At 74.2% G+C, this 24,308-nt stretch carries 21 protein-coding genes; 15 read left to right on the top strand and 6 right to left on the bottom strand.

Translation table 11 applies throughout. The features are described 5' to 3' along the window. The first annotated feature begins 162 nt into the window (after nucleotides 1–162). Entirely contained in the window at nucleotides 163–1,071 is a 909-nt protein-coding gene (gene coaA / locus NITAL_RS14440; protein WP_211262420.1) for a type I pantothenate kinase, read from the top strand. 167 nt (nucleotides 1,072–1,238) lie between these two features. On the opposite strand, the gene NITAL_RS14435 is transcribed toward coaA, so the two are convergent. Then, a complete protein-coding gene (locus tag NITAL_RS14435; RefSeq protein WP_052666941.1) occupies nucleotides 1,239–2,222 on the bottom strand; it encodes an alpha/beta fold hydrolase in 984 nt (327 codons plus the stop codon). Nucleotides 2,223–2,322: 100 nt separating this feature from the next. Here NITAL_RS14435 and NITAL_RS14430 point away from each other — a divergent pair, with 100 nt between their 5' ends. Both NITAL_RS14430 and NITAL_RS14425 read left to right on the top strand, forming a co-directional pair. Next, nucleotides 2,323–2,805: a hypothetical protein gene (locus tag NITAL_RS14430; RefSeq protein ID WP_052666940.1), complete on the top strand. Its 483-nt coding sequence runs from the start codon at nucleotides 2,323–2,325 to the stop codon at nucleotides 2,803–2,805. Continuing rightward, entirely contained in the window at nucleotides 2,802–3,890 is a 1,089-nt protein-coding gene (locus NITAL_RS14425) for a ferrochelatase (protein WP_083441590.1), read from the top strand. Before NITAL_RS14430 ends, NITAL_RS14425 begins: the two co-directional genes overlap by 4 nt. On the opposite strand, the gene NITAL_RS14420 is transcribed toward NITAL_RS14425, so the two are convergent. Then, entirely contained in the window at nucleotides 3,887–4,216 is a 330-nt protein-coding gene (locus NITAL_RS14420; RefSeq protein ID WP_052666939.1) for an Hpt domain-containing protein, read from the bottom strand. The genes NITAL_RS14425 and NITAL_RS14420 overlap by 4 nt on opposite strands. Nucleotides 4,217–4,339: 123 nt before the next feature. On the opposite strand from NITAL_RS14420, the gene NITAL_RS14415 reads away from it, so the two are divergent. Then, on the top strand, nucleotides 4,340–5,023 hold the full coding sequence (locus NITAL_RS14415; protein WP_052666938.1) for a histidine phosphatase family protein: 684 nt from the start codon (nucleotides 4,340–4,342) through the stop codon (nucleotides 5,021–5,023). Here NITAL_RS14415 and NITAL_RS14410 read toward each other — a convergent pair. Next, on the bottom strand, nucleotides 5,013–6,773 hold the full coding sequence (locus NITAL_RS14410) for an aminotransferase class V-fold PLP-dependent enzyme (RefSeq protein WP_211262419.1): 1,761 nt from the start codon (nucleotides 6,771–6,773) through the stop codon (nucleotides 5,013–5,015). The two genes, NITAL_RS14415 and NITAL_RS14410, sit on opposite strands and share 11 nt — an antisense overlap. Nucleotides 6,774–6,951: 178 nt before the next feature. On the opposite strand from NITAL_RS14410, the gene NITAL_RS27345 reads away from it, so the two are divergent. The 4 genes from NITAL_RS27345 to NITAL_RS14390 all read left to right on the top strand — a co-directional run bounded on the left by NITAL_RS27345 (nucleotide 6,952) and on the right by NITAL_RS14390 (nucleotide 10,690). Next, nucleotides 6,952–8,220: an LCP family protein gene (locus tag NITAL_RS27345; protein ID WP_052666937.1), complete on the top strand. Its 1,269-nt coding sequence runs from the start codon at nucleotides 6,952–6,954 to the stop codon at nucleotides 8,218–8,220. 5 nt (nucleotides 8,221–8,225) lie between these two features. Beyond that, entirely contained in the window at nucleotides 8,226–8,735 is a 510-nt protein-coding gene (locus NITAL_RS14400; RefSeq protein WP_052666936.1) for a low molecular weight protein-tyrosine-phosphatase, read from the top strand. Further along, entirely contained in the window at nucleotides 8,736–9,530 is a 795-nt protein-coding gene (locus NITAL_RS14395; RefSeq protein ID WP_052666935.1) for a fructosamine kinase family protein, read from the top strand. It abuts the gene before it with no gap. A 191-nt stretch (nucleotides 9,531–9,721) separates the two neighbouring features. Further along, the gene (locus NITAL_RS14390) at nucleotides 9,722–10,690 is read left to right on the top strand and encodes a S1 family peptidase (protein WP_211262418.1); all 969 of its coding nucleotides are present in this window, start codon (nucleotides 9,722–9,724) and stop codon (nucleotides 10,688–10,690) included. 83 nt (nucleotides 10,691–10,773) lie between these two features. Here the strand turns inward: NITAL_RS14390 and hrpB are convergent, their stop codons facing one another. Beyond that, entirely contained in the window at nucleotides 10,774–13,371 is a 2,598-nt protein-coding gene (gene hrpB, locus NITAL_RS14385; RefSeq protein WP_211262417.1) for an ATP-dependent helicase HrpB, read from the bottom strand. 78 nt (nucleotides 13,372–13,449) lie between these two features. Between hrpB and NITAL_RS14380 the strand changes: the two genes are divergently transcribed. Both NITAL_RS14380 and NITAL_RS14375 read left to right on the top strand, forming a co-directional pair. Further along, nucleotides 13,450–15,747: a putative bifunctional diguanylate cyclase/phosphodiesterase gene (locus tag NITAL_RS14380; RefSeq protein WP_052666934.1), complete on the top strand. Its 2,298-nt coding sequence runs from the start codon at nucleotides 13,450–13,452 to the stop codon at nucleotides 15,745–15,747. An 80-nt stretch (nucleotides 15,748–15,827) separates the two neighbouring features. Further along, nucleotides 15,828–16,187 (top strand): phage holin family protein, encoded by a 360-nt coding sequence (locus NITAL_RS14375; protein WP_052666933.1) that lies wholly within the window; start codon nucleotides 15,828–15,830, stop codon nucleotides 16,185–16,187. Nucleotides 16,188–16,199: 12 nt separating this feature from the next. On the opposite strand, the gene NITAL_RS14370 is transcribed toward NITAL_RS14375, so the two are convergent. Continuing rightward, nucleotides 16,200–17,294: an NAD-dependent epimerase/dehydratase family protein gene (locus NITAL_RS14370; protein WP_052666932.1), complete on the bottom strand. Its 1,095-nt coding sequence runs from the start codon at nucleotides 17,292–17,294 to the stop codon at nucleotides 16,200–16,202. A 114-nt stretch (nucleotides 17,295–17,408) separates the two neighbouring features. On the opposite strand from NITAL_RS14370, the gene NITAL_RS14365 reads away from it, so the two are divergent. The 3 genes from NITAL_RS14365 (at nucleotide 17,409) to NITAL_RS14355 (ending at nucleotide 21,749) form a co-directional block, all read left to right on the top strand. After that, entirely contained in the window at nucleotides 17,409–18,752 is a 1,344-nt protein-coding gene (locus NITAL_RS14365) for a M20/M25/M40 family metallo-hydrolase (RefSeq protein ID WP_052666931.1), read from the top strand. Between the two features lie 47 nt (nucleotides 18,753–18,799). Beyond that, nucleotides 18,800–19,963: a PQQ-dependent sugar dehydrogenase gene (locus tag NITAL_RS14360; protein ID WP_052666930.1), complete on the top strand. Its 1,164-nt coding sequence runs from the start codon at nucleotides 18,800–18,802 to the stop codon at nucleotides 19,961–19,963. 85 nt (nucleotides 19,964–20,048) lie between these two features. Continuing rightward, nucleotides 20,049–21,749, top strand: coding sequence for a PQQ-dependent sugar dehydrogenase (locus NITAL_RS14355; protein WP_211262416.1), 1,701 nt, complete (start codon nucleotides 20,049–20,051; stop codon nucleotides 21,747–21,749). 14 nt (nucleotides 21,750–21,763) lie between these two features. Here the strand turns inward: NITAL_RS14355 and NITAL_RS14350 are convergent, their stop codons facing one another. Beyond that, nucleotides 21,764–22,390 (bottom strand): NADPH-dependent F420 reductase, encoded by a 627-nt coding sequence (locus NITAL_RS14350; protein ID WP_052666928.1) that lies wholly within the window; start codon nucleotides 22,388–22,390, stop codon nucleotides 21,764–21,766. A gap of 223 nt (nucleotides 22,391–22,613) precedes the next feature. Between NITAL_RS14350 and NITAL_RS14345 the strand changes: the two genes are divergently transcribed. Together NITAL_RS14345 and NITAL_RS14340 are read left to right on the top strand one after the other, a co-directional pair. Then, nucleotides 22,614–23,630, top strand: coding sequence for a hypothetical protein (locus NITAL_RS14345; protein WP_052666927.1), 1,017 nt, complete (start codon nucleotides 22,614–22,616; stop codon nucleotides 23,628–23,630). Between the two features lies 1 nt (nucleotide 23,631). Beyond that, nucleotides 23,632–24,300, top strand: a complete 669-nt coding sequence (locus NITAL_RS14340; protein WP_083441587.1) for a DUF4126 domain-containing protein — start codon at nucleotides 23,632–23,634, stop codon at nucleotides 24,298–24,300. The last annotated feature ends 8 nt before the right edge of the window (nucleotides 24,301–24,308 follow it).

Here is a 24,308-nt window from a genome sequence, read left to right as displayed (position 1 = left end):
GACGTGGAGCCCCGTGGCCGTAGTGTCGCGCATCCGCGGCGGTCCTGCGCGCGCTCACCCGACCACGGCCGTCACGGACCTCGGCGCTAGCCTCCGGCCGCCCCGATCCGCGCTCGCGCCGGGAGACCCTCGTTGCCGCACCGCCGTACCCCGTCCCCCTGGGTGACGCTCCCCCGCGACGCCTGGGCGACGCTGCGCTCGGCGACCCCGATGACGCTGGACCAGCGGGACGTCGACCAGCTGCGAGGAACGGCCGACAGTCTGACCCTCGACGAGGTCGCGGACGTCTACCTGCCGTTGTCGCGGCTGCTGAACCTCTACGTGGCGGCCCGGCAGGACCTCCACCGGGTGACGGACACCTTCCTCGGTTCGCTGGCGGCCAAGGTGCCGTTCGTGATCGGGATCGCCGGTTCGGTGGCCGTCGGCAAATCGACCACCTCGCGCATCCTCCAGGCCCTGCTCGCACGCTGGCCGGACCACCCCGAGGTCGCGCTCGTGACCACCGACGGCTTCCTGTGGCCGAACGCCGAGCTCGAACGACGAGGGCTCATGGACCGCAAGGGCTTCCCCGAGGCCTACGACGTGGCCTCGCTCGTGCACTTCATCGCGGCCGTGAAGTCGGGCGAGCCGGAGGTCAGCGCACCGGTGTACGACCACGTGATCTACGACGTGGTCCCGAACGAACGCATCGTGGTGAGCCAACCGGACGTCCTCATCGTCGAGGGCCTCAACGTCCTGCAGTCAGGCTCCAGCAGCGACGAGCGCGTGTTCGTCTCGGACTACTTCGACTTCTCGATCTACGTGGACGCCGACGAGGCCGACATCGAGCGCTGGTACGTCGAGCGGTTCCGGACCCTGCGCGGCACGGCGTTCCGCGACCCGCGGTCGTACTTCTCACGCTACGCCGACCTCGACGACGACGAGGCGAACGCGACCGCCTCCGACATCTGGCGACGCATCAACGGCCGCAACCTGCGCGACAACGTCCTGCCGACCCGCTCCCGCGCCGACCTGATCCTCCAGAAGGGCCCGGACCACGCCGTCGAGCAGGTGCTGCTCAGGAAGCTGTGACTCGACGGCGGTGCCACTGAGGGGACCCGGAGGCGAGCGAAGCAACGCGCGTTGCGTGACCGTTCCTGGCTGCTGGGCGCCAGAAGTTGCCGCCGACGGGCGCGGATCACCCGGTTCCCGTGGCAGTTCCTGGCTGTCAGGAGCCAGGAACTGCCGGCCTGACGAGCTCAGGGAGCGGTGGCACCGGGTCCGGTGGCCGTGCCTTCGGTGGTGGCGACCGCGCGTGGGCCGGTGCCGACGGGTGACCACGTCGCCAGGATGGCCCGGATGGCGGTCACCGTCGCGAGCGGCTCGTCGAGCAGCAGGTGGTGGTGGGCGTCCGGGACGCGGACGAACGGCACCCCGGCAGCGGCGGCCGGCGAACCGGCGACCAGTTCGCGCATGTGCTCGATCACGTCGTCGTCCACGATGGCCGAGCGTTCCCCGTTGATCACGGCGAGGCGGCAGGCGGCGCGGGCGAGCTGCGGCCCGTACTCGCTCGGTTCCCGCGGCCCCGATCGGGTGACGAACAGCCGCGGGTCGAACTTCCAGGTCCAGCCGCCCTCCACCTGGCGGAGGCTGTGACGGGCGACCTCGTCGAGCAACCAGGGGTGGCGCCGGGGCTGGGGCGGCACGAGGTGGAAGTGGCCGACGGCCTCCTCGATGGAGGCGTAGGTCTTCGGCGCCCGGAACAGGTTGCGACCGGTGCGATCGGCCTCGAGCGTCTCGGGGTCGGGGCGCAACACCGGCGAGTCCAGGACGATGGCGCCGTCGAGTTCGGCGCCGCGCGTCGCCGCGGCAACGATCGTGATGAAGCCACCCATCGAGTGGCCGACGATCGTCAGCGGCCGGGCGCCGCCGCCGGCCAGGGCGACGGCGAGGACCTCGTCGGCCCAGGTCTCGACCGGGTAGGCCTCCCGGTGGTCGGAGTCGCCGTGGCCGGACAGATCGAGCGCGATGACCCGGTGGTCACGCGCCAGCAGCGGGGCCAGGGGCGCCCACCACCGAGCGTGGGCGGCACCGCCGTGGACGAGCACCAACGTCGGTGCCGACCGCTGGCCCCACGCGAGGAAGCGGATGGTCGCCCCCGCGACCGTCACGCTGCCGGCCTCGCCGGGGTCGGCCAACGCCTCGGTGAACCAGTCCGGCACCACGCTGCCCACATCGTTCACTCGGGGCCCACCTCACGGCTCGGTGCGCACGCCGCCGGACGCGAGCGTCGCGGACAGGACCCTAGGCTGCCCACCGCTGCGGCGACCAGACAGGACCACCGTGACCGAGCAGGCTCCCACCGCTGGTGGTGCGACGCTGCGTTCCGTCCAGGCGCTCTGGCTGTCGTTCACGGCGGTCGTCGCGCTGGCCGCCGTGCTCGTACCGTTCGTCGTCCCGGACCCGGACTCGACCGTCCCTGCCCTCCTCCCGACCGCGCTCGCCGCCGCGGCGGGCATCGCAGCGCTGGTGGGGATCGTCGCGCTGGATCGAGGCCTCATCGCCGCGACGCCAGCCGACGACCGGGCGGCCGTCGCCGAACTGCGCAGCCGCCTCGTCATGCAGGCCGCGATCGCCGAGGCGCCGGCGCTGCTGGCCGTCGCGCTCGCCTTCGTGCTCGGCCCGCCGTGGGCGGCCACCGCCGGGGCGTTGCCGGGCCTCATCGGCCTGCTGCTCGTGCGACCGACCCGGTCCCGGCTGGACCGCCTGGATGCCACCTGGCGCGCCGCCGGCGCGGACGTGTCGCTGCGACGGAGCCTGACGTGACCTACGACGCCGTGCTGCTGGTCTCCTTCGGTGGGCCGGAGGCCCCGTACGAGGTCCTGCCCTTCATGGAACAGGTCACCGCGGGTCGTGGCATCCCCCGGGAGCGGCTCGAGGAGGTGTCGCAGCACTACCGCCTCTTCGACGGCCGCTCGCCGATCAACGACCAGAACCGGACCCTGCGCGCGGCGCTCGAGGCCGAGCTGGCCGCGCAGGGTGACGCGTTGCCGGTCTACTGGGGCAACCGCAACTCCGCCCCCTGGCTCGAGTCCGAGCTGCGACGGATGCAGGCCGACGGGGTCGAGCGCGCGCTGTGCCTGGTGACCTCGGCGTACGCGAGCTACTCGGGGTGCCGCCAGTACCGCGAGGACCTCGCCCGGGCGGCCGACGCCGTCGGCCCGGGTGCCCCGCAGCTCGACAAGGTCCGCGCCTACTACAACCACCCGGGGTTCCTCGAGCCGCAGGCGGACCTGATCCACGCCGCGCTCGACGAGCTGCCCGAGGAGGCCCGCGCCGGTGCACGCATGGTGTTCACCACCCACTCGATCCCCCGCACGATGTCGCGCCACAGCGACTATGAGGTCGAGCACCACGAGGCGTGTCGGCTGGTCATGGCCGCCTTCCCCGGTCGGGCGTGGGAGTTGGTCTACAACTCGCGCTCCGGTCCGCCTGAGGTGCCGTGGTTGACGCCGGACGTCAACGACCACCTCACCGACCTGGCCGCCGCCGGCTGTCCCGGTGTGGTCGTGGTCCCCATCGGCTTCGTGTCCGACCACCTCGAGGTCGTCTACGACCTCGACATCGAGGCGCGGGCGACCGCAGCGGGCCTCGGTCTGCCGTTCGCGCGTGCCGGGACGGTCGGGACCGACCCCCGGTTCGTCGCGGGCCTCGCCGAGCTGGTCCGCGAGCGCCACGCCGGCGCCCCGCAGCGGGCCCTCGGGACGCGCGGCCCGAACTGGGACGCCTGCCCCGTCGACTGCTGTCGGGTGCCCGGTCAGGAGGAGCGACCGACGGTCGCGTCCGCACCACCGCCGACCCGCCGTGGTGCCCCCACCGCGCCGGCCGACGGCCGCGAACCTTCGAGCTAGCGCTCGTCCGCAGCGCGGTGCATCTCGTCGCGCAGGGCGACCGCCAGCTCGGCCGCGCGATCGACGCAGGTCTGGTCGGGCTGCTCGACACCGCCGACGACCCGGTCCAGCGCGAGCGCGATGTCGCCGGCCGGCTGCTGACCGAACGAGCCCAGGGTGCCGGCGAGCCGGTGGCTCGTCGCACGCACCCGCTGCCAGGCCGCCGACGTCCGGTCGGCCTGCACCGCGGTCACGTCGGCCACCAGCTCGTCGACCGACACGAGCTGGTGCGGGCGGACCTCGAGCCACAGCTGTGCGATCAGCTCGTCGTCGTCCTGGTCGCTCACGTCGGCTCGCCCCGCCCCGAGTCCCGCGAACCGGTCAGCTCACGGCGGGTGAGTCTGCCACGGCCTGGGCGGGCCCGTGGCCGGACCGCACACCGACCTCCGGCCCGGGTAGCGTCCCGCCCCATGGACCTCTTCCTGCTCCGTCACGGTCAACCTCGGTGGTCCGAGGACGGTGTCTCACGGGTCGACCCCGGCCTGACCGACCTCGGTCGCGCCCAAGCCGAAGCGGCGGGTGCCCGCCTGGCCCGCATCCGGTTCGACGAGGTGCTGGTCTCGACCGCCAGGCGCGCGATCGAGACCGCGGAGCCGCTGCGCGCGCGGCTCGACCCGTCGGTGCAGGTGACCTCGGCGCCCTGGCTCCACGAGATCCGCAACGACCCCGCGTGGGACGGCAGCCCGAGCGACGAGGTCGAGCGCATCTTCGCCGAAGCACGGGTCCGATCGCGGGAGGAGTGGTGGGACGGCCTGCCCGGCGGCGAGAGCTTCCGCGACTTCCACCGGCGCGTCGTGTCGGGGCTCGACGCCCAGCTCGGCAGCTACGGCGTCGTCCGCGACGCGCAGGGCCTGTGGACGGTGCCGGACCGTGCCCCTGAGCGCATCCTCGCGGTGGCGCACGCCGGGACCAACTCGGTGGTGCTCGGCCACCTGCTCGGGCTCGACCCCGAACCGTGGGAGTGGGAGCGCTTCGCCTCCGACCACGCCTCGCTGGCGTGGCTGCGCACCTCGTCCATCGCCGGGAGCCACATCTTCGGGCTCCAGCGGTTCAGCGACGTCGAGCACCTCGCGAGCGACCAGATCACCGCTTGACGGCGACCGCCTCGCCGGGCAGGGGGAACCACCGCAGGGCTTCGGCGTCCGGCGGCAGGACGGCGGCGTCACCGCTGGCCGCGTGCGGCCCGCCGGCGGCGAACACCCGGCGAGCCTCGGCGAGGACCTCGTCCAGGTCCGCGTCGTCGGTGGGGGCCGGGCGCGGCGGCCACGACACGTTCCCGCCCTCGATCCGGACGTCGCCGAGGGACCACGGCGGGGTGCTGACCCCCTCACGGTGCGTCCACCGGCCGGTCGCCACCTCGAAGCGGTAGTCGTCGAGCAGCCGCCACCCGTCACGCGCGACGAGGCGCACCGCCTCGACCAGGAACCGCGCCACCGAGTCGGTGATCGCCCACGGGAAGTTGACCCGGACCCACCCGGGCTTGATGCCCTCGCACCCGGTGGCGAGCACGCGTTCGAAGGCGTGGCTGCGGTCCAGATCGATGCCGAGCAGCCGGTGGCCGTAGGGGCCCGCGCACGAGCAACCGCCCCGGGCCTGGATCCCGAACAGGTCGTTGAGGATGGCCACCACCAGGTCGTGGTGCAGGTAGCGATCCGGCCCGTGGCGGACCACGAACGAGACGATCGAGAGCCGGTCGGCGGTGTGCGAGCCGAGGACCTCGAGGTGCTCCTCCTGCTCCCACGCCGCGATCGCGTACCGGGTCAGGGCCTCCTCGCGAGCCGCGATCAGATCGGTGCCGACCGCGTCCTTGACCGCGAAGGCCAAGCCGGCCCGGATCGAACCGACGATGTCGGGTGTCCCGCCCTCCTCACGGAGCTCGACGTCCTCGTGGTAGCGGTGCTCCAGGGCGTTGACGTACGCCACCGTCCCGCCGCCGGGGACGCCCGGGACGGCGTTGGTGAACAGCTCGCGTCGAGCTACCAGCACCCCCGGCGTGCCCGGACCACCGACGAACTTGTGCGGCGAGAGGAAGATCGCGTCGAGGTGATCGCGGTCACCGTCAGGGCCCGACCCCGACGCGGCGACGTCGATCGCCACGTAGGGGGCGGCCGCGGCGTAGTCCCAGAAGGCCAGCGCGCCGTGCTGGTGGAGGAGGGCCGACACGGCACGCACGTCGGTCAGGATGCCGGTGACGTTCGACGCCGCGCAGAAGCTCCCGATGCGCAGCGGCCGGTCCGCCGTGGCGAGCAGCGCCGTCTCGAGCGCCCCGAGGTCGACGTGCCCGTCAGCGTCCTCGGGGATGGTGATGACCTCGGCGATGCTCTCGCGCCACGGCAGCTCGTTGGAGTGGTGCTCGAACGGTCCGAGGAAGACCACGGGCCGGTGGTGGTCGGGCACCGAGGCGGACCAGCCGTACCGGTCGTCGAGCCCGCGGGGGACCCGCAGGCCGAGGACCTGGACCACGCGGTCGATGGCACCCGTCGAGCCCGAGCCGCAGAAGACCACGGCGTGCTCGCCTCGGTCGGCGCCGACGGCGCTGCGGATCAGCTCCCTCGCGTCCTCGCGGAAGCGGGTGGTCTGCCGGCCGGTCCCCGACGTCTCCGAGTGGGTGTTGGCGTACCGCGGGAGGACGAGGTCCCGGATGGCGTCCTCGATGAACGTCAGCGCACGCCCGGAGGCGGTGTAGTCGGCGTAGACGACCCGCCGCGGCCCGTAGGGACCCTCGACCACCTCGTCCTCACCGATGACCGAACGGCGGACCAGCTCGAGCGTGGCGAGCTGGTCCGGGTCCGCCGCCTCCAGGCCACCGATGGGCGAGGTGGCGGCTCGGGCTGACAGTTCCACGCCCGCGCCTCCACGTCCGGTCGTGCGCCGACGGTACCGACGGCGGGCCCGGCTCGTCGGTGGGGCAGCCACGACGTGCGAGACTCTCCCGCGCCGACGGCCAGATGGCCGACCGGCGGAGCAGGGTCGTGTCTGTCGGCGGTCAGGACGTGTCGGTGGTGGTTCGGTGGTGAGGACGATGACGGAGCCCGACGAGGACTGGGGCCCGACGGTGTCGGGTCGCGGCCGGCGCAGGCGGCGGCTACGGCCGCTTCGGACCTTGGCGATCGTGGTGCTGATCGCGCTGATCGCCGTGACCGCGCTCGGCTTCTGGGCGAGCTCACGCATCCCGCGTCAGGACGTCGACGGGCTGGCCGGCGCCGGTCGCCCGATGCACGTCCTCGTGGTCGGGTCCGACAGCCGTGCGGACCTGACCCGCGAGCAGCAGAACGAACTGACCGTCGGACGCGACGAGGGGGGCCTGCGCACCGACACCATCTTCCTGATGACCATCCGCGGGTCGCGCGTGGCCGTCCTCGCCTTCCCCCGCGACCTGTGGGTCACCCGCTGCGACGGCAGCACCGGCCGCATCAACGCCGCGGAGGCCATCGGCGGCCCCTCGTGCCTGGTCACCACCATCCGCGAGCTGTCGGGCATCCCGATCCAGCACCACCTCACGGTCAGCTTCGGCGGCTTCCGCGAGGTCGTCGACGCGGTCGGCGGCGTCGAGATCTGCCTCGAGGACGCCATCAGCGACCGCGACGCCGGCATCGATCTGCCCGCCGGCTGCCAGCGTCTCGACGGGGTCGATGCGCTCGGCTACGTGCGGGTCCGCAAGATCGACAACGACCTGCAGCGCATCCAGCGCCAGCAGACCTTCCTACGCGCCCTGGCCGGCGAGGTCGCCTCGCCCTCGACCCTGTTCAACCCGGTCCGCCTCGTCTCGCTGGCCAACGAGACCGGCGGGGCACTGACCGCCGACCGGGGCCTGTCCCCCATCGGGCTCGCCCGGCTCGCCCTCGGGGCACGTGGCCTGGCAGGTGGTGCCTCGGTCACCGAGACCGTCCCGTCCACGATCGGAAGGGCCGGCGAGGCGTCGGTCCTGTTCCTCGACGAGGCCGCCGCCGGTCCCCTGTTCCGCGCCTTCGCCGACGGCTCGATCCTCGACCAGGCCGGAGGGGACACGGGGGTGCGGCCCGAGGACGTCCCGGTCACCGTGCTCAACGGCGCCGGCGCGCCCGGCCTCGCCCGACAGGTCGCGGACCTGCTCGAGGGGCGCGGCTACCCCATCGCCGACGTCGGCAACACCGACCCACGCGACCGCACCCTGATCCAGCACACCGCGGCGCAGCGCGCCGGCGCCGAGCTGGTCGCCAGCGAGATCCCCGGTGACGTCGACCTGGAGGAGACCTCGTCGGTCACCCAGGTGACCGTGCTGCTCGGGCGCAACGCGGCAGCGCGGGGATGAGCGGCATGAGGAGGGACGACGCGACGCCGCTGGTGCTGACGATCTGCCTCGGCAACATCTGTCGCTCGCCGACGGCCGAGGCGGCCATCCGCGAGGTCGCGGCTGCGCGAGGGATGGCCGTGGAGGTGCGCTCGGCCGGCACGGGCGGGTGGCACGTCGGTGCCCCACCCGACGAGCGCATGACGGCCGCAGCAGCAGCCGTCGACCTCGTCCTCGACGGGGCGGCCGAGCAGGTGACGGCCGAGCACCTCGCCACGGCCGATCTGATCGTCGCGATGGACCGCCAGAACCTCGCCGACCTCGAACGGCTCGCCGCCTCCAGCGGCGCGACCACGCCGATCCGGCTGTTCCGCGCGTTCGACGACGCCAGCCTCGCCGCCGGTGACCTCGAGGTGCCGGACCCCTACTACGGCGGCCCCGACGGGTTCGACCACGTCGTTGCACTGTGCCGCGCTGCCGCCACCGGCGTCGTGGCCTACCTCGCCGGTGAGCGGGACGACCCCGGGCCGCGCTGAGTGTCGCTCCCGCCGCTCCCCGGTGGTCTACCCACGCCGATCCGGGCTCAGCCGCTCGACGGCGGCGACGTGGGTCACGTGTGGCGTGCGCAGCTGCCGGACGGGCGGGACGTGGTGATCAAGGCCACCCCGTACGACGCCGAGCTGGAGGCCGAGGGGCTGCGAGCGCTCGCCGCCGCCGGCGGCCCCGTCCCCGCGGTGCTGGCCGTGGGAACGGACGTGCTCGTGATCGAGCACGTGACCGGCCCCGCCGACTGGGAGCACGTCGGCGCGGCCCTCGCCGGCGTCCACGGCCACCACGGGCCGGCGTTCGGCTGGCACCGCGACAACGTCATCGGCCCCCTGCCCCAGCCCAACGGGTGGGCGGCGACCTCCGGGGCCTTCGTGGTCGAGCGCCGCATCCGACCCCACCTGCCCCTGCTGCCACCGGCGCTCCGGCGGCGGCTGGCCGCCGCGTGCGAGGGGCCGCTCCCCGCGTTGCTCGACGCGCACGAGCCGGCGCCGAGCCTGGTGCACGGGGACCTGTGGACGGGCAACGTCGTGGGGGGCCGCTGGCTGATCGACCCCGCCGTCCACCACGCCGATCGTGAGACCGACCTCGCCATGCTCACCCTCTTCGGCGGACCCGACCGCGCGTTCTGGGCCGGCTACGAGGCCGTCGCGCCGCTGCCGCCCGGGTGGGAGCGCCGACGGCCGGCGCTGCAGCTCGCGCCGCTGCTCGTCCACGTCGCCCTGTTCGGGAGCAGGTACGTGCCGAGCGTCGCGCGGGCGCTCGACGAGGCCGGGCTGCCCTGACGCCGCGCCCGGGTACGACCCGCGGTGCGGCGAAGTTCCAGCGCGCCTGGCCGACCGGACAGGCCGTCCGTTCGGACACCGCGTAGTATCCGGGGACTAGTCACACCGGACAGGCCGGTGCCGCGGGAGCGGGCCGGCCCGCGTGGGTCCCCCGTCGTCGGGTGGCCACGCGTGATGAGGGAGCGGAACAGATGAACGATCCGATCGCGGTACCGCGCACGCGCCGAGGCACGATCCTCGCCGCCGTCGCGATGGCGACGGCCCTCGCGGCCAGCCTGCTCGCCCCGGCCACGGCGCAGGCCTCGTCCTGGGCCGCCGCCCCGGACGCCACCGTGCGGCCCGGCGTCCAGCTGGTCAGCGACAGCGGCCAGTGCACGGCCAACTTCGTCTTCACCGACGGCGCGGACGTCCTCATCGGATCCGCGGCGCACTGCACCGGCCTCGGGGCCGCGACGGACACCAACGGCTGCGACGCGGGCTCCCTGCCGCTCGGCAGCCGGGTCGACATCGAGGGGGCCGACCACCCCGGGACGCTGGTCTACTCCAGCTGGCTGACGATGCAGCAGCGTGGCGAGCAGGACGCCAACGCCTGCGCCTACAACGACTTCGCGCTGGTACGGATCGACGCGCGTGACCACGACAAGGTCAACCCGACCGTGCCGCACTGGGGCGGCCCCGTCGCCCTCGGGTCGACCACGTCGGCCGGCGAGGAGGTCTACAGCTACGGCAACAGCTCGCTGCGCCTCGGCCTCGACCTGCTCAAGCCCAAGTCCGGCGTCAGCCTCGGCCAGTCGGGTGGTGGCTGGACCCACACCGTCTACACCGCCACCCCGGGCGTCCCCGGTGACTCCGGCTCGGCCTTCCTCGACAGCCAGGGCCGCGCCGTCGGCACCCTGTCGACGCTGGCCCTCGCGCCCTTCACCGGCTCCAACGGCGTGAGCGACCTGAACAACCAGCTCGCCTACGCCAACCGCCACACCAGCCTCTCGGCGCAGCTGGCCGTCGGCACCGAGCCCTTCGACAGCTCGCAGCTGCCCCTCGGGGTCGCGCTGAGCGATGCCGACGTTGCCGGCGACACCGACGAGGACCTCGATCTGCCTCTGCTCAGCGGCGAGATCAGCTACGCCATCCTCGGCACCAGCGGGACGATCCGCTTCTGACCGGTCGGTCGTACGGCACGAGGGCCACCTGATCCGGGTGGCCCTCGTTCGTGTCGCGTTCCGCGGCGGACCCGGGCACCCGGTCAGCGGCGCCGTGTGGTGCGCGCGGTCGGCGCAGCCGTGGTCGGGTCCTCGGGCCACGGGTGCTTGCGGTAGCGCCCCCGCAGCTCGGCACGGACCTGCGCGTACCCGTTGGCCCAGAAGCTCGGCAGGTCGTCGGTGACCTGCACCGGCCGGCCCGCGGGCGACAGCAGGTGGATCACGACCGGGACCCGGCCCTCGACCACCGACGGGGTCCGCGTGGCACCGAACAGCTCCTGCAGCTTGACCGCCAGCACCGGACGCCCCCCGGCCTCGCCGTACCGGAGCCGGGCGTGGCGACCCGACGGCACGCGTAGCGACGTCGGCGCCAACGTGTCGAGGTCGCGCGCCGCGGTCGGCGGGGCGAGCGCGAGCAGGACCGAGCGGACGTCGACGCGGGCGAGGTCGCCGCGGCGCCGCGCGTGCCCGAGGAACGGGCCGATCCTGGCCTCGGCGTCGGCCAGGAGGGCCTCGTCCCCCACGTCCGGCCACGGTGGTCCGAGCTCGCGGTGCAGCAGCAGCATCCTGGCCTGCAGCTCGTGGTCATCGCGGGACCAGCCGAGCAGGGCGAGCCCCTCGCGGCGCAGACCGTCGAGCAGCGCGGCCGTCCTGGCCGCGACGGGCGCGTCGTCCCAGCCGCCCGTCACCAGCGCCAGCGCACCGAGGTGTCGCCGGCGCTCGGCGATCACGTCCCCGTCGCGCCAGGCGACCTCGGCCCGGTCCTCGAGCTGATCGGCCAGGCTCCCGAGCAGTTCCTCACGCTCGACGGCCGCGGCGAGGTGGATCCGGGCCTCCGACGGCCCACGCCCACCCCCCGCGCCCCGGTCCACGGCCGCGACCGCGAGGAAGGGCTCGCCGGCGAGGGGATCGGCCTCGGGCACCGTCGCGCCCCGCCCGTTGGCCAGCAAGAAGGCGCCCCGACGACCGGGCCGGGCCGCAGCCACGCGGTCGGGGTACGCCAGCGCGACCAGTCCCCCCACGGCGTCCAGTGTCCCCTCGGCGTCACCGCCGATCCTGGCCAGACGCCGGATGCGACGGGCCTCCTTCCGAGCGCGATCGAGCGCGGCACGGCGGACCTCGACACCGGCGGGCGGTCGTGCTCCCCGGAGCACGGCCACGCGTGTCGCCAGGTCGACGTGCGGGTGTGTCCCCCGCAGCGGATCACGGTCGGCCAGCACCGCGGCCAGGTCCGCGGCCAACCCGCCGAGGCCCCGGTCGGCACCGACCACCACCAGGTGCGCCAGCCGGGGGTGTAGGGGGAGCGCCGCGAGGGCACGGCCGTGCGAGGTCGGCCGACCCTCGGCATCGATGGCGCCGAGCTGGTGGAGCACCTGCCGTGCGCGTCGCCACGCACCGGGGTCGGGCGGGTCGAGCAGCGCGAGATCGTCGACCTCCGCACCCCAGACGGCGACCTCCAGCGCCGCGCCCGTCAGGTCGTCGGTGTGGATGGCCGGCGTCGGCAGGTGGTCCCGGCTGGCGTGCGCCGCCGCGGTCCACAGCCGGATGGCACGGCCCGGTGCCAGGCGGCCCGCCCTCCCGGCGCGCTGCTCGGCGCTGCCTCGCGAGGCCGGGACGGTCACCAGCCCGGTCATACCTGTGGCGGCGTCGAAGCGGGGTTGGCGCGACCGCCCGGCGTCGACGACGGCGACCACCCCGGGGACGGTGAGGCTGGTCTCGGCCACGTCGGTGGCCAGTACCACGCGCCGGCGCCCGGGCGTCGCCGGACCGAGGACGAGGTCCTGATCGCGTGGCGGCAGCCCCCCGTGCAGCAGGCGTACCTCGGCCGGGACACCGCCCGGTGCGTCGGGGAGCCGGCGTGCCACCGTCGTCAGTTCGCGGACCCCGGGCAGGAACACCAGCACGTCCCCGTCGTCGGGTGCGAGCGCCTCGGCGATGGCGTCGACGGCCGCGTCGAGCAGGTCGGCCGGAGCCTGCGGCAGGTGGCGCACCGTCACCGGATAGGCGCGCCCCTCGGCCCGCACCACCGGTGCATCGCCGAGGAGGCTGGCGACCGCCGCCCCGTCGAGGGTCGCCGAGGTGACCAGCACCTGGAGGTCGCCGCGCAGGGCGGAACGCGTCTCGAGGGCGAAGGCCAGCCCGAGGTCGCTCTCCAACCGGCGCTCGTGGAACTCGTCGAAGACCAGCAGCCCCACCCCGGGCAGCGACGGATCGCGCTGCAGACGCCGGAGCAGCACGCCGTCGGTGACGACCTCGATGCGGGTGGCCACCGACACCCGACGCTCGTCTCGCGTCACGAGACCCACCCGGCCCCCGACCTCCTCCCCGAGCTGTGCCGCGAGGCGCTGCGCCGCGCCACGGGCCGCGAGGCGTCGCGGCTCGAGCAGCACCAGCCGCCCAGCGAACGTCCCGTGCGCCAGCAGATCCAGCGGGACCCGCGTCGTCTTCCCCGCCCCGGGCGGCGCCTCCAGCACCGCCGTCCCGTGCTCGGCCAGCGCGTCGCGCAAGGCCGGCAGGACCGCGTCGACCGGCAACGGGGCTGCCAGGTCATCGGGCGGCGTCGGGACGGGATCGGTCACGAGGGCGACGCTACTGCCCGCAGCGACCGCGCCGGACTCGGTGTCGGCCGGGCTGTTGCTCAAGTGGTCGGTGGGAGGTGCCGACGATGCTCTTGGTGGCCCGCGGGGGCGGGCCGCAGCGCGCTCGGACGGGAGCAACGTGTGACGCGGACGACGGCCGGCACCACCGAGCGCCTGCGCGCACACGCTCCCGAGGTCCTCGGCGTGCTCGCCGTCCTCGGCGCCGTCCGGGTGACCGGCGTGGCGTCTCCCGGCCCCGCCTGGCTGCTGCCCACCCTGGTCGTGGTCGCCGTGGTGGTCTCGGCCGCGACCTACGCCCGGTGGGGTCGTGACGCCGACGGCTCGGCCCTCCACCTGCGTGTCGCGCTGCAGGTCGCGGCGCTGACCGCCCTCGCCGCCGCAAGCGGCGCCGGCCCTGCGCTGGTCGGGCCCGTGCTGCTGCTCGCCGTCACCGACACGGTCCGCTACTCGGGGGCCCGTGCCGGGTCGATCGCCGTCGGCTGGGCGTTGGCGGCCATCGCCGCCCACCAGACGGTGCTCGCCAGCTTCGAGCTGCCCACCCTGCTCGCCGGGACGATCGGCCACGGCATCGCGGCCCTCGGCGCCCTGGTGGTGGTCCTCGTCGGCCAACGCATCGCTCGGCTGGCGGCTGACGGCGAGGCCGCCCAGCAGCGCACCGCGCAGGAGCAGGCGCGTATCCGCGCGATGTTGGCCGGCGCCAGCGACGTGACATTGATCATCGGCGACGGCGAGATCACCTACCAGTCACCGTCGACCCAGCGGGTGATGGGCTACCCGACCGGCACCCTGCTGGGTCGCGGCTACCTCGACCTGATCCACCCCGACGACCGGGCCCGCGCCGTCGACTTCGTCCGCGAACTGATCGACCAGCCGGGTGGGTCCGGGCTGCTGGCCTGCCGGCTCGAAGCCGCCGACGGCACCTACGTCCCCGTCGAGTCCTCGTGCCGCAACCTCCTGCACGACGAAGCGGTCCGTGGGTTCGTGGTCTCCGCCCGCGACGTGACCGAACGCCGCCTCCTCGAGGCACAGCTCGAGCACCGGGCGTTCCACGACGACCTGACCGGCCTGGCCAACCGCTCGCTCCTGCTCGACCGCCTCGAGCACACCGGCGCCCGGCTCGGCCGGACCGGCGGCAGGTACGCGGTCCTCTACGTCGACCTCGACGGGTTCAAGCCGATCAACGACACCTTCGGGCACGTCGCAGGCGACGCGGTCCTGCGGGCGGTCGCTCGCCGGCTGGAGGCCGCCACCAGACGGTCCGACACCGTCGCGCGCCTCGGCGGCGACGAGTTCGCCATCCTGCTCGAGGAGCACCACGAGCCGGTGGACGCCGCCCGTGTCGCCGAACGCATCCTCGAGGACGTGCGTCGCCCGATCCTGGCGGACGGCGCCGACGTCCAGGTGACCGCGAGCATCGGCATCGCCTACGACGACGACGGCGACCAGCCCACCGACGTCCTGCGCAACGCCGACATCGCCATGTACCTGTCCAAGCGCGACGGCAAGGACCGCTTCGAGGTCTTCGAGCCCCAGATGCACCTCGCCGTCGTCGAGCGGCTCCACCTCGAGTCCGACCTGCAACGCGCCCTCGACAACGACGAGCTGCGCTGCCACTACCAGCCGATCGTGACCCTCAGCGATCGCCGCATCGTGGGCGTCGAGGCGCTGGTGCGGTGGGAGCACCCCGAGCGCGGCACGGTCGCTCCGGGACAGTTCATCCCCCTCGCCGAGGAGACCGGCCTGATCGTGGGGATCGGGCGGTTCGTCCTGCACGAGGCCTGCGCGCAGGCGGCGGCCTGGCGCCGGGACCTGCCGGGTGCGGAGGACCTCACGGTCTCCGTCAACGTCTCGATGCGTCAGTTCTCGGCCGGGGACCTCCTCGAGGACGTGGCCTCGGCCCTCGCGGCCTCCGGGCTACCGCCCGCGGCGCTGACCCTCGAGCTCACCGAGTCGGCGCTGGTGCACGACGCCGAGCGCACCCTCGCGGTCCTCCAGCAGCTCAAGGAGCTCGGCGTCCGGCTCGCGATCGACGACTTCGGGACCGGGTACTCGTCACTCGCCTACCTGCACCGTTTCCCGGTCGACGTGCTGAAGATCGACCGGTCCTTCGTGACCTCGGTCGTCAGCGGCCGCCAGTCCCCCGCGCTCGCCCGGGCCATCGTCGACCTCGGCCGGTCCCTCGACCTGCTGACCGTGGCCGAAGGCATCGAGCACGACACCGAGCTCGACCAGTTCCGCGAACTCGACTGTGCCCTCGGTCAGGGCTACCTGTTCGCCCGACCCGCGGACGCCGCGACGATCGCGGCGGCCCTGTCCTCCTCCCTCGGTCCGGACGCGGTCGTCCTCGGGTCAGCACCCGACCTCGCCGCCAGCGTCACGCCCGGGGTGTCCGTCGACGTCAGCAGCGCCACCCACTAGCGTCGCCGCGCCGCTCCCCGGCGGTGCGAGCCCGAGCAGGTGCGGTCGGGCGCGGTAGGTGGTCGAGCAGGGAGGTCCTCGTGGGCGTGCTGGTGAAGATCCTGATCGGGGCGGCTGCGGTGTGGGTGGCGGTCCAGATCGTCCCCGGGCTCCACTTCGACGGGTCGATCGCCGCGCTCCTGCTGGTGGCACTCATCCTCGGCGTGATCAACGCGGTCGTGAAGCCGATCCTGACGGTCCTGTCGCTGCCGCTGGTGCTGCTGACCCTGGGGTTCTTCCTGCTGGTGGTCAACGCCATCACGCTGTGGATCGTGATCCGCCTGTCCGAGGGGCTGGACCTCGGCCTGACCTCCGAGGGTTTCGGCGCGACCTTCCTCGGCGCGCTCGTGGTCTCCCTCGTGGTCTGGGGCCTCGAATCGGTCACCGGCACCCGCCGCTGACCACCCGCTGCCTCACCGGACCTCACCACCGCCCTGCCGCGCGGTGACCAGTTCGGTGACGCGGGACCGATCGGCGTCGCCCTCGAGGGGTGGGGTCCGATCCCCGGCCCCCTGTGCCAGCCCCTCGAGCACGTCGACCACCGCCTCCGAGGCGTCCCACCGGGGTGCCCACCCGAGCTCCGCCGCGGCGCGATCGGTCCGCATCTGCGGCGTCCGGAGCGCGAGGTCGAACCACCCGACGTCCACGGGCAGGACGCGCGCCGTCCAGCCCGCCCGGACCAGCGCCCGCACCAACCGTGGCGGCACCGGCACCGTCCGTGCTCCGAGCAGCGCCGCGATGTCCGGCACGGACAGCGCTGGCGGGGCCGCGAGGTTGAACGGACCCCGGACGTCGCGCACCACGGCCGCTCGGAACGCATCGGCCACGTCCTCGGCGTGGGCGAGCTGGACCGTCAGGCCCGGCACGTCGGGCAGCACCGGCAGCCGCCGGACGGCTCCGAAGGCAGCATCGGGCACCAGGGCACCCGCGAACAGCCGCCGCACGTGCGCCGCCGAGCGCCGCTGCACCACCAGCGACGGACGCAGACGGACCACCCGCACCTCAGGGTGGCCAGCCTCGTAGGCGTCGAGCAGCCGTTCGCAGTACGCCTTCCCGAGGCTGTAGGGCGACGTCGCGATCCCGTGCGTCGGCCAGCCCTCATCGACCACGGTGCCGAGCGGAGCCGGTGCGTAGGTCCCCACCGAGGAGGCGTGCACGATCGTGCGCACACCCGCACGCGATGCGGCCGCGAGCAGCCGTGCCGTCCCAGCCGCGTTCACCTCCCACAGCCGACCGGGGTCCCGGCTCGGCTGGATCAGCCACGCCAGGTGCACGAGGGCATCCGCACCCGCCAGGACCGCGTCGAGCGGATCGGGACCGGGCGTCCCGGGCGGTCGCGGCGTGAGGTCCATCGACACCCACCGGACCCCGGCGGGCCCGATCGCCGGGGGCCGCCGAGCCAGGCCGACGACCTGCGACACGTCCGCGTCACCCGCGAGCACCTCGACCACACGGAGGCCGACGTTGCCCGTCGCCCCGGTCACCACGACCCGCTGCTCGCGTGCCACGTCGCTCCTCGCCTCGTCGGTGCGCCACGGTGGCGCGGCTCGCGCCGCGCACCACCGGCGACCGTCCGCTGACCTCCTCTAGCCTGCGGTCCCGACGTCCGCCGAGGAGCTCGTGTGCCTGCCGACCCCACCCTGACCGGCCAGACCACCGAGCTGTTGCAGTCCATGATCCGCAACGCCTGCGTCAACGACGGCACGCCAGCGTCGGGTGAGGAGGTCAGGAACAGCGACCTGTTGACCACCTTCCTCGAGGGGCCGGGCCTCGAGCTGACCCACCACGAACCGTTGCCCGGCCGGAGGTCGGTCCTGACGCGCATCGAGGGCTCCGACCCCACCGCGCCGACCCTCCTCCTGCTCGGCCACACCGACGTCGTCCCCGTGAGCCCGGACGACTGGCGCGAGGACCCGTTCGGCGGGGAGCTGATCGACGACGAGGTCTGGGGCCGTGGCGCCGTCGACATGCTCAACCTCACCTCGTCCATGGCCGTCGCGGTCCGCCACCTGGCACATAGCGGCTTCACCCCGAAGGGCACGCTGCTGTTCCTCGGGGTCGCCGACGAGGAGGCCGGCGGCACCTGGGGCGCGGGGTGGCTGGCCGAGCACGCCTGGGACGAGGTGGGCGCCGACTACGTCCTGACCGAGTCGGGCGGCATCCCGACCGACACCCCGACGGGTCGACGCATCGTGATGATGTCCGGCGAGAAGGGCATCGGCTGGCGCCGCCTGACGATCCACGGCACGCCGGGTCACGGGTCGATGCCGTACAGGGCCGACAACGCGCTGATCACCACCGCCGAGGTCGTGCGCCGCTTGGCCGACTACACCCCGACACCCCAGCTCGGCGAGCACTGGCGCGCCTACGTGGACGCGCTCGGGCTCGACGACGAGGGGCGCGCCGCACTGCTCGACCCCGGCCGGGTCGACGACGCGATCGCGCAGATGGACCCGGGCATGGCCAAGTACCTCCACGCGACCACCCACACCACGTTCTCACCCAACGTCGTCCACGGGGGCACCAAGACCAACACCATCCCCGACCGGGTCGAGCTCGAGGTCGACATCCGCACGCTCCCGGGGCAGACCGACGCCGACGTCGACGCCATGCTGGCCGAGGCGCTCGGCGACCTCGCGGCGCGCGTCGACGTCACCCCCGCGGTCCCCTCGCGACCCGCGTCGAGTTCGGGGACCGACACGCCGCTGTGGGACCTGCTCAGCCGCCGAGCCGAGGCCGTCCACCCGGGGGCCGAGGTCCTACCGTTCATGCTCACCGGCGGCACGGACGCCGCCTTCTTCCGGGAGCGTGGCGCCACCGCCTACGGCGCGGGCATGTTCAGCGCCAGGTCGTCGCTCGCGGAGTTCCGGTCGCGCTTCCACGGGCACGACGAGCGCATCGACACCGAGTCGCTCGGCCTGTCGGCCCAGCTGTGGCTCGACGTCGTCGAGGGCCTCCTGTCCTGAGGGTCCGGGCGGCCTACCCTGTTTCGGCACGCCGACCCGGAGCCCGCGTGCGCACCCGATCGATCCTCGCCCTGCTCACGGCCGCCGCGCTGGTCGCTGCCTGCGCTGCCGACGACGATCCGGACCTCCCCGCTGCCCCGCCGGAGGATGCACCGGACGAGGTGCCGGACGACACCGAGCCGGCCCCCGACGAAGACCCCGACGACGATGCGGACGCGGTCGACGAGCAGCCCGACGAGGTCACGGTCGCGGTGACCGATGTCGCCACCGACCTCGACGCCCCCTGGGACGTCGCCTGGCTCGGCGACCGTGTGCTGCTGACCGAGCGCGACAGCGGCCGGTTGCTCGAACTGGCCGACGACGGCTCGACCCGTGAGGTCCGCACCTTCGAGGTCGACAGCACCGGCGAGGGGGGCCTCCTCGGGATCGCGGCCGGGCCGGACGACCTGCTGTACGTCTACCTGACCACCTCGAGTGACAACCGCGTGGTGCGCCTCGATCCCGACGCGGACGCCGAGCCGGAGGTCGTCCTCGACGGCATCCCGGCCGCCGCGACCCACAACGGTGGCCGCATCGCGTTCGGTCCGGACGGCATGTTGTACGTGGCGACCGGCGATGCGCAGGACCAGCCCGCGGCGCAGGACCCGGACTCGCTCGCGGGCAAGATCCTGCGCGTCACCCCCGGCGGTGGGGTGCCGGACGACAACCCGACCGGGGACGAGGTGTGGTCGCTCGGTCACCGCAACGTCCAGGGCCTGGCCTTCGACACCGACGGGCGCCTGTTCGCACCCGAGTTCGGGCCCGACGTCGACGACGAGATCAACCTCATCGAGCCCGGCGCGAACTACGGCTGGCCCGAGGTGACCGGGGAGGCCGGGGTGGAGGGCTTCACCGATCCCCTGCTCGTCCGTCAGCCGGCCGAGGCATCGTGGTCGGGCGGGGCGGTGCTGGTGGACGGCGCGATCCCGCAGTGGGAGGGTGACCTGTTCGTCGCCGCGCTGCGTGGCGAGCGCCTCTGGCGCGTGCCCCTCGCCGACGGCGCCCTCGACGGTGAACCCGAGGAGCTGTACGTCGGCGAGCACGGCCGGCTGCGTGAGGTGATGCAGGCACCGGACGGCTCGCTGTGGGTGCTGACCAACAACCGCGACGGGCGCGGCTCGCCACGCGATGGGGACGACCGCATCCTGCGGATCGGGCCGGCCAGCGGCTGAGGCCGTGGCGCGGCGGTCCGATCCATGCCTAGCGTGCGCCGACGCGCGGAGACGGGAGGCCCCGGTGCGGCGAGCGTGGACCCGGATGACCCTGACGGTGACGGCGGCGGCGCTGCTCGTGGTGCCGCTGCTGACCGCACCGGCGCTGGCGGCGCCGCCGCGGGGCACCGGGAACGCCTGCCCGCCGGGCGAGGTCCCCGACCCGGGGTTCGGTGACGCCGACGGCCCGTTCCGCGACGCGATCCACTGCGTCGCCTGGTACGGGGTGACGCGGGGACGGACGTCCACGACCTACGAGCCCGGATCCACCTTGACGCGCGCCCAGCTGGCGAGCTTCACGCGCTCGCTGCTCGACGTGTCCCTGGCCGACGGCTTCCCGCTCGGCGACGGACTGACGAGCTTCCGCGACGTCGATCCCGCCGGACCGCACGCCCCCGCCATCGACGCGCTCGCGTCGGCCGACCCCCCGGTCCTGCGTGGCTACGACGAGCACACCTTCGGGCCGGGCGATCGGGTCACGCGCGCCCAGGCCGCCAGCATCGTCGACCGTGCGCTCCGCCTCGCCCTCCCCGACCTGTCGGTACCGGCCGACCCGGACTGCCGGTTCCGCGACCGCGACCGCATCCCGACGGCGCACCGTGATGCCGTGGAACGGCTCTGCGCGCTCGGGGTTGCGGCCGGACGCGACGACGGCCGGTTCGACCCGGGCAGCAGCATCCTGCGTGGCCAGGCGGCGGCCTTCCTCGCCAGGACCCTCGACGTGGTGGCCGAGCACGGCGACCTGCGACCCCCCTACCGCGTCCGCACCCTCGCGTCGGGGCTCGACCAGCCGTGGGAGGTGGTCCGGACCCCTGCCGGCCGCACCTTCGTGACCGAACGCCGCGGCACGTTGTACGAGGTCGTGGGCGGTGCCCTGGAGGTCCGCCGCACCTTCCCCGAGGTGGTCCAGTCGGGCGAGGGTGGGCTGCTCGGCCTGGCGCTCGAACCGGGCGGCTCGCGCCTGTACGCCTACCTGACGACCACGACCGACAGCCGGGTGGTGCGCTTCTCCCCGGACAGCGGCGCGGCGCCGCAGGTGATCGTGTCGGGGATCCCCGTCACCAACACCTCGGGCTCGTTCAACAGCAACCACCACGGCGGCCGCATCGCGTTCGGCCCCGACGGCCACCTCTACATCGGCACGGGTGATGCGGCCCCCAACAGTCCCGCGGGCAACGACTCCCAGCAACGCGCCCAGGACACCAGCAGCCTGCTCGGCAAGATCCTGCGGGTGAACGCCGACGGGTCCGTCCCCGCCGACAACCCCTTCGGCAACGAGGTCTGGTCCCTCGGGCACCGCAACGTGCAGGGCCTGGCCTTCGACGCCGCCGGTCGCCTGTGGGCCACCGAGTTCGGCCCCGAGCGGGACGACGAGGTCAACCTCATCGATCCCGGCGCGAACTACGGGTGGCCGCTGGTGACCGGCACCGACACGACCGACACGGCGCAGGGCCGCTCCCGGCCCGCCGTGTTCGTCCGGCAGCCGCCGGAGGCATCCTGGTCGGGGGCCACCTTCACCACCGAGAACGTCGGCTTCGCGGGCCGCGACACCCTGCTCGTCGCCGCGCTCCGCGGCCAGCGGCTGTGGCGCATCGGCACCGACGGCGCGCAGGTCACCGGCAGCCGGTCGTTCTTCGTCGGCGACCACGGGCGCCTTCGGACCGTGGTCCCGTCCGGGGACGGCGGGGTGCTGGTCCTCACCGGCAACGGCGGCGGTCAGGACCGGCTGCTGCGCATCGGACGGTGACCGCGCGGCGGCTGTCAGTCGATCAGCTGGTGGACGCGCGCTTCGAGCTCGATGGCGGGCAGCGGCACCATGAACAGCGGGGTCGCCGGCTGCATCAGGTCACGACCCGCGTCGAGCCCGCCCACCGGCACCGCGGTGAAGCCGAGGTCGCCGACGAGGTCGGCCACCTCGTCGCGGGCCTCGCGATCGTCGGCGGCGATGGCGACACCGATGCGTCTGGCCGTCGGTGCGGTCTCGGCCGCTGACTCGACGAACTGCTCGGCCGGCAGGGTGTTGAAGGCCTTGACGACGCGGGCGCCCGGGAGCAGCGCGGCGATCACCCCGGTGGAGCCGGTCGGCCCGGTGTCCACGATGTCGTAGTCGGCCGAGAACGGGTTGGTCGCGTCCACCACCACGTGATCCTGCAGGTCCAGGCCGGCCAGCGCTTCCTCGGCGACGCGCCAGGGGAAGGCGAGCACGACCACGTCGCTGCCGACCACGTCCTCGCGCTCGCCTGCGACCACCCCCGGCCAGCCGGCCACGACGGGCGCCAGCTCCTCGCGTCCGCGGGCAGCGGTCACCACCACCTCGTGCCCGTGCGCACCCAGCAGTCTCGCCAGGGTCCCGCCCATCCGTCCTGCACCGATCACCGCGACCCGCACGTGGCCTCCTCGCTCGTCCGCCTGCGCACCGCGCACAGGTGGGTACTGGTCGGCAGGGTGGCCGATGGCGCGGCTCCCGTCACCGTCCGTACGGGACGGCTAGCGTGACGACCGCGTCCCGTCGGGACCGTGACCGTCGAGGGGGATGCTCGTGGGACAGCTCAGGGGGCTGCTCATGGGACTGCGACACGCGCTGAGCGTGACCGACGTGGTCGGCTGAGCGGTGCCGATCGAGGACGTGGCCGACCTCGTCGCCCGGTGGCAGCGCGCCCGGTCACCGGGTGAACGCGCCCGGGTCGCCGCCACCGGCGCGCGGACCCTGCGCGGCCTGTCCATCGCTGAACGCCGCGTGCTGGCGCAGGGGCTGGCCGAGCGCGGAGCTCCCGAGGCGGCCGCCCAGCTCCAGCGGTACGGCGCCGGGGTGCTGACCTCCCGCCAGATGACCGAACTGGCCGCGGCGCTCCGGTCGGTCGAGCCCGCGCAACTCGAGGGTCTGGCCGCCTCCCTGGCCGATCCGGCGGAGCGCCACCGCCTCGCGCGGGCAGCCGTCGGATCGGTGATCGACGGCGGGCCGCCCCCTCCGACCGGTCCTCCGCTGGCCGGCCCCGACCCGGCACCACCTCCGGCGCCGACGGGCGAGGCCGTCCCCCTCCCGCCCCCGCAGCACACCCCCGATGCCCCGGACGACCTCGACGGGTGGCCGGACCTCGCTGACGGCGGCACCGAGGCAGCGGACGCTGACACCGACGCTGCCGAGACCGACGCTGCGGACGCCGACGGTGCCGAGGGTGCCGAGGGTGCCGAGGGTGCCGACGAGTGGGTCGACCTCGCGTCGACCCCGGCGACCCCCGATCCGGCCGCGACCATCCCCGCGGCGACGACGTTCGACCCCGCCGCGGCCCTGGCGGACATCGACCGGGCCGGCTCCGTGCAGGCCCGCCTCGCGGCCGCGAGGAGCCTCGCCGGCACCCCGCTGACCAGCGACAGCTTCACCGCGGTGCTCCTCCGGCTCCCCGACGGGTGGCAGCGGCGGACGATCGCACGGCGGCTGCTCGAGGCGGGGGGCGTGACCGACGTGGACACCGAGCAGGTGCTGACCTGCTTCGAGCGGCACGGCGACCGTACGGCGGTCGGGCACGTCCTGGTCGACCGCGATCTCGCTCACGTGGAGACGGTGACCGACCACCTCGCCCCGGGGGCCGCTGCGCGCGTGCGTCGTCGGTCCCGCGGAGCGGCCTGAGGTGGACGCCGTCGGGCTGCTCGCGGGGACCGGCTGGGCCTCGGGTGTCAACCTCTACGCCGTCGTGGTCCTCCTCGGGCTGGTCGGGCGGACCGGCCTCGCGGACGTGCCGGTCGTGCTCACCCGCACCGACGTCCTGGCCGTCGCGGCGCTGCTCTACGCGATCGAGTTCGTGGTGGACAAGATCCCCTGGCTCGACACCGCCTGGGACGCGCTCCACACCGTGGTCCGGCCCGTCGGCGCCGCCACGCTCGGTGCGATCCTCGCGGGGGACATCGAGACCGTCGGCGAGGTCACGGCTGCCTTGTCGTCCGGATCGCTGGCCCTCGCCAGCCACACGGTCAAGGCGACCACCCGGGCGGCCATCAACACCTCGCCCGAACCGGTGAGCAACGGGCTGGTCAGCCTCGGCGAGGACGGTCTCGTCGCGGGGGTGGTGGTGCTCGCGGTCACCAACCCGGTGCTCGCGCTGGCGGCGGTCGCCGTCCTCCTGGTCGCCGGCACGCTGACCGTGGTGCTCCTCGCGCGAGCGCTCCGACGAGCGTGGCGGGGCTGGCGGGAGCGTCGTCGATCCCGCCGCGACCCCGGCCGCGATGCCGGCCGCGATGCCGGCCGCGATGCCGGCCGCGAGGGCCACGAGGAAGATGGCGCACCGGGCCACCCCCGGTAGGTTGGGGG

The organism is Nitriliruptor alkaliphilus DSM 45188 (assembly GCF_000969705.1).
Taxonomy (GTDB): Bacteria; Actinomycetota; Nitriliruptoria; order Nitriliruptorales; family Nitriliruptoraceae; genus Nitriliruptor; species Nitriliruptor alkaliphilus.
This window is presented reverse-complemented; position numbering and strand designations above follow the sequence as displayed.